At 68.8% G+C, this 9,210-nt stretch carries 11 protein-coding genes and 2 tRNA genes; 6 read left to right on the top strand and 7 right to left on the bottom strand.

Features of this window, described 5'->3' with window-relative positions; genetic code table 11:
- Window positions 1–531: LysR family transcriptional regulator (locus tag ACAM49_RS35905; RefSeq protein WP_369639991.1), on the bottom strand; the 531-nt coding region annotated here is incomplete at its 3' end.
- 105 nt (window positions 532–636) lie between these two features.
- Between ACAM49_RS35905 and ACAM49_RS35900 the strand changes: the two genes are divergently transcribed.
- The gene (locus tag ACAM49_RS35900; protein WP_369639990.1) at window positions 637–1,374 is read left to right on the top strand and encodes an SDR family oxidoreductase; all 738 of its coding nucleotides are present in this window, start codon (window positions 637–639) and stop codon (window positions 1,372–1,374) included.
- A gap of 8 nt (window positions 1,375–1,382) precedes the next feature.
- Window positions 1,383–2,306 carry an NADP-dependent oxidoreductase gene (locus ACAM49_RS35895; protein ID WP_369639989.1) on the top strand — a complete coding sequence of 308 codons (924 nt, stop codon included), beginning with the start codon at window positions 1,383–1,385 and terminating at the stop codon, window positions 2,304–2,306.
- Here the strand turns inward: ACAM49_RS35895 and ACAM49_RS35890 are convergent, their stop codons facing one another.
- Genes ACAM49_RS35890 through ACAM49_RS35880 form a run of 3 tightly spaced genes read right to left on the bottom strand, consistent with a single transcriptional unit; the run spans window position 2,307 to window position 4,484 of the window.
- The gene (locus ACAM49_RS35890; protein ID WP_369639988.1) at window positions 2,307–2,990 is read right to left on the bottom strand and encodes an alpha/beta fold hydrolase; all 684 of its coding nucleotides are present in this window, start codon (window positions 2,988–2,990) and stop codon (window positions 2,307–2,309) included.
- A gap of 15 nt (window positions 2,991–3,005) precedes the next feature.
- Window positions 3,006–3,833 carry a hypothetical protein gene (locus ACAM49_RS35885; RefSeq protein WP_369639987.1) on the bottom strand — a complete coding sequence of 276 codons (828 nt, stop codon included), beginning with the start codon at window positions 3,831–3,833 and terminating at the stop codon, window positions 3,006–3,008.
- A gap of 57 nt (window positions 3,834–3,890) precedes the next feature.
- Window positions 3,891–4,484 (bottom strand): TetR/AcrR family transcriptional regulator, encoded by a 594-nt coding sequence (locus ACAM49_RS35880; protein ID WP_369639986.1) that lies wholly within the window; start codon window positions 4,482–4,484, stop codon window positions 3,891–3,893.
- A 115-nt stretch (window positions 4,485–4,599) separates the two neighbouring features.
- On the opposite strand from ACAM49_RS35880, the gene ACAM49_RS35875 reads away from it, so the two are divergent.
- The gene (locus ACAM49_RS35875; protein WP_369639985.1) at window positions 4,600–5,496 is read left to right on the top strand and encodes an alpha/beta fold hydrolase; all 897 of its coding nucleotides are present in this window, start codon (window positions 4,600–4,602) and stop codon (window positions 5,494–5,496) included.
- Window positions 5,493–6,410 carry an alpha/beta fold hydrolase gene (locus ACAM49_RS35870; RefSeq protein WP_369639984.1) on the top strand — a complete coding sequence of 306 codons (918 nt, stop codon included), beginning with the start codon at window positions 5,493–5,495 and terminating at the stop codon, window positions 6,408–6,410. The genes ACAM49_RS35875 and ACAM49_RS35870 overlap by 4 nt, the downstream gene beginning before the upstream one ends.
- Here ACAM49_RS35870 and ACAM49_RS35865 read toward each other — a convergent pair.
- The gene (locus tag ACAM49_RS35865; RefSeq protein WP_369639983.1) at window positions 6,362–7,186 is read right to left on the bottom strand and encodes a DUF1542 domain-containing protein; all 825 of its coding nucleotides are present in this window, start codon (window positions 7,184–7,186) and stop codon (window positions 6,362–6,364) included. The two genes, ACAM49_RS35870 and ACAM49_RS35865, sit on opposite strands and share 49 nt — an antisense overlap.
- 84 nt (window positions 7,187–7,270) lie before the next feature.
- The gene (locus ACAM49_RS35860; RefSeq protein WP_051178229.1) at window positions 7,271–8,284 is read right to left on the bottom strand and encodes a GGDEF domain-containing protein; all 1,014 of its coding nucleotides are present in this window, start codon (window positions 8,282–8,284) and stop codon (window positions 7,271–7,273) included.
- A 393-nt stretch (window positions 8,285–8,677) separates the two neighbouring features.
- Here ACAM49_RS35860 and ACAM49_RS35855 point away from each other — a divergent pair.
- Together ACAM49_RS35855 and ACAM49_RS35850 are read left to right on the top strand one after the other, a co-directional pair.
- Window positions 8,678–8,748 (top strand) — tRNA-Gly (locus ACAM49_RS35855).
- Window positions 8,749–8,806: 58 nt separating this feature from the next.
- Window positions 8,807–8,883 (top strand) — tRNA-Pro (locus tag ACAM49_RS35850).
- Window positions 8,884–9,030: 147 nt separating this feature from the next.
- Here ACAM49_RS35850 and ACAM49_RS35845 read toward each other — a convergent pair.
- Window positions 9,031–9,210, bottom strand: a 180-nt coding sequence (locus ACAM49_RS35845) for a hypothetical protein (RefSeq protein WP_369639982.1), incomplete at its 5' end; no start/stop codon positions are given.

Below are 9,210 nucleotides of genomic sequence, written 5' to 3'. Positions count from 1 at the left end.
GGTGGAGAGGGGGTGGCCGGCGGGGAGGACGGCGATCTGGTTTTCGGTGTGGAGGTCTTCGGTGTCGAAACCGGCGATGGTGTCGTAGGGGCGGTGCAGGAGGGCCACGTCGGCGGTTCCATTGCGTAGCAGACGTTCCGGTTCGCCGGGGCCGCAGAGCATCACCTCGACCTCGACGGCGCCCGGTTCGGCGGCGTAGGCGTCGAGTAGCTTGGACAGGAGTTCCCTGGAGGCTCCGGCCTTGACGGCCAGCACCACGCCGGGGCGGTCGGCGGCGGCGCGGCGGGTGCGGCGCTCGGCGGCTTCGACCGCTTCGAGGGCGAGGCGGGCCTCGCGCAGCAGCACCGAACCGGCCTCGGTCAAGGTGATGGCGCGCGAACCACGGTGCAGGAGAACGACTCCGAGCCGCCGTTCCAGCTGCTGGATCGCCCGCGACAGCGGTGGCTGCGCCATCGTGAGTCGTTGCGCCGCCCGCCCGAAGTGCAATTCCTCGGCGACGGCGACGAAGTATCGCAACTCCCGCGTGTCCACCAGGGCATCGTATCGGGCGCTCACCACTATCGATACCCGTGCGGTATCGCCGTTCACCCGATCGGTCTTGGACGCTGCACCGGAAGCCGCAGCAGGATCAGCGGTATGAGCGAACAGACGATCGCGCTGGTGACCGGCGCGAACAAGGGAATCGGATACGAGATCGCCGCGGGCCTGGGCGCGCTCGGCTGGCGAGTCGGGGTGGGCGCGCGCGATCGGGACCGGCGCGACACCGCGGTGGAGAAGCTGCGCGCGGCCGGGATCGACGCGTTCGGCGTGCCGCTCGACGTGACCGACGACGCGAGTGTGGCCGCGGCGGCCGAATTGATCGCCGATCAGGCCGGAGGGCTCGATGTGCTGGTCAACAATGCGGCCATCGTCGGCGGCCATCCGCAGACGCCCACCACGGTCGATCCCGCGATCCTGCGAACTGTCGTGGAAACCAACGTGATCGGGGTCGTCCGGGTCACCAACGCGATGCTGCCGATGCTGCGCGCCTCCTCCGCACCGCGGATCGTCAACATGTCCAGCAGCGTCGGGTCCCTCACTCTGCAGACCACTCCCGGTCTGCCCAGCTCCGAGATCGGTTCCTTCGCAATCACCGCGTACATGGCCTCGAAGACGTTCCTCAACGCCGTCACGATCCAATACGTCAAAGAGCTGAGCGACACCAATATCTTGATCAACAACGGTTGCCCGGGTTTCACCGCCACCGACCTCAACGGTTTTCGCGGTGTCCGCACCCCGGAACAGGGTGCGGCCATCGCGATTCGCCTCGCGACCCTCCCGAACGACGGGCCGACCGGTGGGTTCTTCGACGACGCCGGTGCGGTGGCCTGGTGAGCGCGACGATGTCGAAGGCAGTCAGGTACAACGAATTCGGCGGAGTCGAGGTCCTGCGGATCGAGGAGGTCGACCGCCCTGCCCCCGGGGCCGGGCAGGTCCTCGTGCGGGTGAAGGCGGCAGGCATCAACCCCGGTGAGGCGGCATTGCGCCGGGGCGCGATGATGGACATCTTCCCCTCGACCTTCCCCTCCGGGCAGGGCAGCGATCTCGCCGGAGTCGTCGCCGAGGTCGGCGCCGGAGTCGAGCGATTCTCGGTCGGCGACAAGGTGATCGGGTTCTCCGAGCAGCGGTCCTCTCATGCTGAGCTGGTCCTCGTCGACGTCGACAACCTCACGCCCAAACCGGAGAACGTGCCGTGGGAAGTGGCGGGCAGTCTCTACATCGCGGGCGTGACCGCTTGGGGGGCAGTGCATTCCGTACAACTCGAGAAGGGCGAGACCGTCGTCATCGCGGGAGCAGCCGGAGGGGTCGGCTCGTTCGCCGTTCAGCTCGCGCGACGTGCCGGAGCCACCGTCATCGGCCTGGCGAGCGCGCACAACGACCAGTGGCTGCGCAGCCACGGCGCGATTCCCGTCGCCTACGGTGACGGCGTCGCCGATCGGCTCGCGGCCGCCGCACCGGACGGCATCGACGCCTTCATCGACGCCCACGGCGACGGGTACGTCGAACTGGCCCTCGCCCTCGGCGTCTCGACCGAGCGGATCGACACCCTCATCGATTTCGCGGCAGCCGCGAAGCACGGGGTCAAGACCGAGCCCGGAGCCGACGGCAGGCGGGGCGCGGAGGTACTCGCCGAATTGGCCGCGCTGATCGCCGACGGACACCTCGAGGTCCCGATCGCGAACGTCTACCCGTTGTCCCAGGTCCGCGAGGCCTACACCGAACTCGAACGCCGCCGCACCCACGGCAAAATCGTGCTGAAACCCTAGCTAGTCGAGGTAGCCGACGAGGAGATCGGCGAGCTCGCCGGGGTGGCTCAGCGCGGCGCAATGGCCGCCGGGGATTTCATCCGGGGTGATCCCGAGCCGGTCGTGGGCCAGGCGGCGGAGGAAGGCCGGCGGGAAGAAGTTGTCGTCCTTGCAGACGATGTAGCGGGTCGGGATCGGCGGCCAGGCATGCAGCGGCCATGGGGTTTCGGCGACGACCGGGGATTCGCTGCGGTGCTCGGCTCGGCGGAGGGCTTCCTCGGCGAGGGGTCGGGGGACGCCGTTGTAGAAGCTGATGTAGGGGTCGTCGTTGCCGGTTCGGCCGTCGTCGAGAGCCGCTTGTTCCTTGACCGCTTCGGAGTATCCGGTGTTCGACCACCAGTCGTTCGGGGATTCGCCGGGAGCGGGGATCATTCCGGCGAGCAGGACGAGCAGACGGGTGGGAAGTCGCGTGGCGGCCGCGGTCGCGGTGTAGGCGCCGTAGGAGTGGCCGACGATGACGAGGTCGGATCGGTCGGCGGCGGCCTCGATCAGGACGGAGACGTAGTCGTCGAGGGTGGCCTCGTCATTGCCGGAGGGCAGGTCGGGGGCGATGGTTTCGTGGCCGCGGGCGCGTAGGCGTTCCTCGACGAGGTGCCAGAACCAGCCGATGTCGCCGCCGCCGTGAACGAGCAGGAAGGTCGCCATGACATCGAGCATGCCTCACCGGACCCAGAATTGGGCCGCGTCGGTGAGGTTCCACCAGGAAACGTAGTGGGGATCTTCGGATTCCAGGCGCCAGGATGCTTCGAGGATGTCGAAGAAGGTGGCGTCGCCGGTTTTTCCGGCCCGAGGCTCACCGAGATAGAGCAGGCGGGTGCCGCCCGCGCGGGCGAATTCGGTGAGGGTGGCCGAGGCCATGTGGTCACCCCACCCGGGCGGCCAGCAGAGCAGCAGGGTGTGGCCGCGCCGGCCCGCGTTCTCGGCGGCGTGAGTTGTGTTGGGGCTCACCGGATGCCAGAGCGTGCGCTGGCCGCGGAAGGTGGGGAACGAACGGTTCGGGCAGATGCCGGGCGGCTCGGAGTCGTAGGCGTGGACGGTCAGCCCGGCGCGGGTCAGTTGGGCGGCCCAGTAGCCCCGGCCCGCACCGATTTCGGTAATGGCATGTCCGACAGCGACTTCCGCCATCCAATCGAGGGTGCCGGGCGCGGGAATCGCGTAGGCGTAGGCGGATTGCAGGATCGTCTGTGCGAAGGCGAGTCTCGCGCTGCCCGCGACCCGGCCGCCATTGACGACGCGGCGGCGGGCGAATTCGGAGACCGACGGCCCGACGATGTCCCAGTACGGATTGTCCGACTCACCACCGGTCAGGTAGTGGACGAGCCGCAGATCGAAGGCCGCGTCGGCGCGCTCGTCCCCGGTCCCGGGCAGCCGGGACGCGGTGTCGAGATACTCGGCGACCCTGGGGAATTCGGCGCGCAGGCGTGCCTCGTCGCCGAGCAGGTCGGACAGTTCGTTCCGGCGTTGCGGGGTGAGCACCAGGTCCGTCACCCGAACGATTCTGGGGCTCACCGCCGAATTCCGGCGCGTGTCGAAGGATTTCGGTGTCTAGACGCGTAGACCGTTGATCAACGCCATGACGACGGGTTCGGTCTGCGTCCGGGCCAGCTCGGGGTCCTCGGCATTGGCGATGAACATGGCGGCCTCGCCGAGGGTCGACAGGATCATCAGCGACAGCGGGCGGATCTCGAGATCGTCGCGCAGCACCCCGGCCTGAATCCCCGCCTGCAGACCCGCGACGACCAGACCCAGGCCGTACTTCTCGTCGACCGCACGCCACTCCTGCCAGCCGAGCACCGACGGCGCGTCGATCAAGGTGATGCGCACCCGTTCGGTATCCACGCAGGAGAGCAGAAAGTTGTGCAGACCGGCCTCGAGCATGGCCATGGCGTCGGTGGCCGGCGCCTGGGCCATGGTCGCCCCCACCTCCTGCAGGGTCTCCTGCTGCACCTGCTCGTAGACCGCCCGGAACAGGTCCTTCTTGTCCTTGAACTGGTGATACATCGCGCCGCGGGAGCTGCCCGCCCGCTCCACGATCTCGGGGGTGCCGACCGCCGCGTATCCGCGCTCGGCGAAGAGTTCGCGCGCCGCGGCGATCAGGCTCGCGCGGGTCGACTCGGATCGTTCGGCTTGCTTGGCCATCGGCACCTTTCCGGTCTCGGTGGGTGGATCGTAACGCCAACCCATTGAAAACAGGCAGCCTGTTTGTTAGTTTGAAGACCTCTTCACCGTCTAGGCTCCAAGGGGAGTGATTCAGATGACGAACTCGACCACCTTCGAAACCCGCGCCGGCTGGCGCGATCCCGCCCTCGGCACCCGCCGCGAACTGTCCCTGCCCCAGGGCAGACTCGCCGTATTCGACAGCGGCAGTGGCGATCCCATCGTTTTCGTGCACGGACTGCTGGTCAACGCCAACCTGTGGCGCAAGGTGATTCCCGGGCTGTCCGGCGAATACCGCTGCGTGGCAATCGATCTGCCCTTCGGCTCGCATTCGCTGGCCATGCCCGACGCCGACCTCACCCCGCCCGGCCTGGCCCAGCTGGTCATCGGGGCCATCGAGGAGCTCGGCCTCGGACCGGTCACCCTGGTGGGCAACGACTCCGGTGGCGCGGTCAGCCAGCTGGTCGTCGCCGCCCGCCCGGACCTCGTCTCCCGCCTGGTCCTGACCTCCTGCGACGCCTATGAGAACTTCCCGCCGTCGTTCTTCGACTACATCGGCCTGTCCGCCCGCGTCCCCGGCGCGCTGACCTCACTGGCCATGAGTCTGCGCATTCGCGCGGTGCGCCGGTTGCCCATCGCGTACGGCTGGCTCGCCAAGGGCGCGTTCGAGCCCGCGGTGGGTGATTCGTACGCACTGCCGGTGAGCACCAAGGCGATTCGCGAGGATGTCCGTCGCGCGATCCTCGGCCTCGACAACAAGTACACGCTCGCCGCCGCGAAGACCTACGCCGATTTCAAGCAGCCGGTCCTGCTGGCCTGGTCGGCCGGGGACCGCTTCTTCCCGGAGCGCTATGCCGAACGCCTGGCGGCCGAATTCCCCGACGCCCGCATCGAATGGATCCGCGATTCGCGCACCTTCTCCCCCGAGGATCAGCCCGCGCAACTGACGGCGGCGATCACCGTCTTCCTCGACGCGACCCGCGCCCCGCGATGACGGTGCGGGACCTGCCCGACCTCGCCGGCGTCGAACACCGTTTCCTCGACGTCGGCGGGTTGCGCACCCATGTGGCGCTGGCGGGCGGCGGCGAACCGCTGGTCCTGCTGCACGGCTGGCCACAACACTGGTGGCAGTGGCGGCACCTGATCGGCCCACTGGCGCAACACTTCCGGGTCATCTGCCCCGATCTGCGCGGGCTCGGCTGGACCGACGCCCCGCCGGACGGCTACCGGCCCGCGGGCATGGCCGACGACATCGCGGGCCTGCTCGACACACTGGGGGTCGACCGGTTTCGCGCCATCGGCCACGACTGGGGCGGACTGGCGGGATATCTACTGGCCCTGCGCTTTCCGGAACGCATGCGGCAGTACATCGCGCTCAATACGGCGAGCCCTTTCCTGCGGCCGACACCGAATGTCGTGGTGGGCAGCGCGCGCCTGTGGCACATCGCGGCCAATGCGGCGCCCGTGGCGGGTCCGCTGCTCGCGGCGCGGGCGATTCCGGACTGGGCGCTGCGCCATTGGATTCACCGCTCGGCGGCGCTGACAGCCGAGGATCGGGAGATCTTCCTCGCCCAATTCGACGAACCGGCCCGGGTCCGCGCGACGGTCCGCTACTACCGCAATCTCGTCACCCACGAGATACCGCTGCTGCTCGCGGGACAGTATCGCTGGTCTCGGCTCACGGTGCCGACGCTGGTTCTCACGGGCGATCGGGATCCGATCGTCTCGGTCGAATCCACCCGCGAATTCGGCTCGCTGGCAACCGATGTCAGCGTCGAGGTGCTCGACGATGTCGGACACTTTCCCGCGACCGAACAGCCGGAACTCGTCGCCGCGCGGGCGCTGGAATTCTTCGGCGCTCAGAAGTCGCCGCTGTCGAATCCGTCGAAACCGCCGAAGTCCCCGTAATCGCCGAAGTCCTGGCCGCCGAGATCGGCGCCGGGGTCGATGCCCTGGTCGTAACCGCCTTGGTCGTAGCCGCCCTGGTCACCTTGGTCGTAGCCGTTGTCCGCGGCGTCGAGCCCCGCCTGATAGCCGTCGCCGTAACCGTTTTCGAAGGCGGCGGTGTCGTATCCGACGCCGGACATCCCGCTGAAGAGCGCGTTGAACAGCACCGCGGACCCGACGCCCCAGGCACCGGCGACCAGCGCGGTCTTCCACCACGGCTCGGAGTACCAACCGGCCGGGACCGGACGCCCCGCGACCCGTCCGCCCGGGTAGTAGTTCGGGGTGGCCGGAGACGGCGTGGGCGAGGCCTCGACCCGGCGGCCGTCGAACTCGATCGCACGGTCCTCGGTGACGTGCCCGGCGCTGCGCTGACCGTCGAGTTCGGGAACGGCCGGTCCGGGATCCATGCCCATGGCCGTCCGGGCGGCGCGCACGTAGTAGAGCCCTTCCAGCGCGGTCTCTTTCGCGAGCCGCGCCTGGGCGGGCGTGGTGGCCTGCTCGATCTGCGAGCCCGCGGCGTTGAACCGCTCCCCCGCGTCGGCCAGCGCCTGCTTGGACGCCGGATCGGTGCCCCCGAGGTTGTACACCTGCCCGCCGAGCCGTTCGATCACCCGGCGCGCGTCCGCCTTGGCGTCCTCGAGCTGGGTGTTGGACCGGGAGCGTTGCGCGCGGTTGACCGCGACAACCGCGAGCAGCACAACCACCATGACGATGAGCAGAACCACGACCGTAGCCATGCGCCCAGCCTACGCAGCAAAATTCGCTGAACAGTTGCTACTCGCTGTGAGCGAACGGACTATCCGGTCACAGCGCGCACCCGGCTATCCGGCCACAGCCGCGAATCGACCGTCGCGGCGGGCTGGATCAACCTCCTCTTCGTCCAGCTCCGACACGGCGAACTGTCGCTTGCCCGCGGTCTTGGCCGAGTACATGGCCCGGTCCGCGCTGCGCAGCAGATCCGAGAAGTCGCAGTCCCGTCCGGGCGGGCAGAAGGCCGTGCCGACACTCGCCGACGCCGGCACCGGCCCGGCGGCCGTGGGCACCGGCTCGCACAGCGCGGCCAGCACCCGCATGGCCAGCTCGCCGAGGGTATTGCGGCGCGCGGGCAGCGCGACCACGAACTCGTCGCCGCCGTAGCGCGCGATCACGGTCTCGGCCGGGCAGGTCGCGCGCAGCCGCTGGGCGATGGTGACCAGCACCTCGTCGCCGACCGTGTGGCCGTAGCCGTCGTTGATCGCCTTGAAGTCGTCGAGGTCGATGAGCAGCAGCCCCACGCCCCGCGCCGGGTCGGTGGACATCACCCGCACGCGTTCCTGCAGCAGCGAGCGGTTGGCCAGATCGGTCAGCGCGTCATGGGTGGCCTCGTGCCGCAGCCGGGTCTGCAGGGCCGCGATCTCCTGCACCCGCACCGACACCGCCTCCGACAGGCTGCGCTCCTGCTGCGCCAGCGCCCGCGTCTGCAGCGCCTCGGCATAGGCGTCGATGGCCTGGCTGGCGATGAACGACCAGCGGGTGGCGATCAGCGACCCGCGCATGCCCGGCGAGAGCCCGAGCAGCGCGCGGCTGGCCGGGGCGAGCATGCGGGTGCGGTCGAACGGCGATTCGGCCAGGCTGCGGCCGATGCGGCGGGCGGCCTGCACCGGAAACGGTTCGGACCCGGCCAGTTCGAGCAATTCGTCGATGACCCGGCCGAAGATGCGCTCGAGTTCATCGGAGGGAACGGTGGGCGAGTGCCCCAGCGCGGCGCTGCCGCCGCCCGGGTGCACGGCGCGCACCCATTCCCTGATGGTGACCGCCACGATGGCGGAGGTTCGGGTGTCGAGACGGATGGGCATCGGCGCTCACCCTGCGTACGCGATGACAGGACCGGCGGCCGCGCCGGTCACGCCCTTCGGATCGAACTCACTACTACGCGGTCGGATACACCAGTGGTGCATGCTCACCGCCCCCTTTCCGATACCCCCGTCCGGACAAAAAGGATCCTAGCAAGCCACCCGACATCGAAAACCCCTGATTCAGAACAGGTTCCCGCTGTCTCGCGAATGGCGATCGCAAGGGTCATCGCTACCGTTGCGCCGGTGTTACACCCGATTTCGGCATGTTTGCCGCGACGCGCCGACCGCGCGCCCCGACCGGCGGTGACATGCGACTACCCGACCTGATTGGCATTCCGGGAGTGAGGTTCGGTACAGTGCTCAACGCACACGGCATCCACGGATGCGGTGCATGCGGGTGTAGTTCAATGGTAGAACCTCAGCCTTCCAAGCTGATGGTGCGGGTTCGATTCCCGTCACCCGCTCTTTCCCGCCCCGCGCTGTCCACGGGTGCGCCGCGGGGAGCGTTCACCGAACGCCTAACGGGGTGTAGCGCAGCTTGGTAGCGCATCCGCTTTGGGAGCGGAGGGTCGCAGGTTCAAATCCTGTCACCCCGACCATCTTTCGAGCCCCTGACTCCAAAGATCGCTGATCACAACGAACCCCCTGTCGCATTTCGTGCGACAGGGGGTTCGTGCGTTCGGGGTCAGCGGTTGTCGTGTCGGGTGGCGTTGACACGCAGGCGCGGGTTTCGGTCGCCGACCGGGTCAACTCCCGGCCGTGGACAGGTGCCGGACCGGTTGGCGGAGGGTCGGTTCCGCGCCCAGGTCGTGCAGCCAGCGGTCCAGGTCGTCGAGGTCGCGGGGGCCGAGTTGGTCGGGGTCGACGGTGGTGCGGAGCTGGTGTGGGACACCGGAATCGAGCAGGACGCGCAGGCTGCGGGCGGC

The organism is Nocardia sp. JMUB6875 (assembly GCF_041154655.1).
In the GTDB taxonomy this organism is placed as follows: Bacteria; Actinomycetota; Actinomycetes; order Mycobacteriales; family Mycobacteriaceae; genus Nocardia.
Note: the sequence above shows the minus strand (reverse complement) of the source record. Positions and strands in the feature narration are given on the sequence as shown.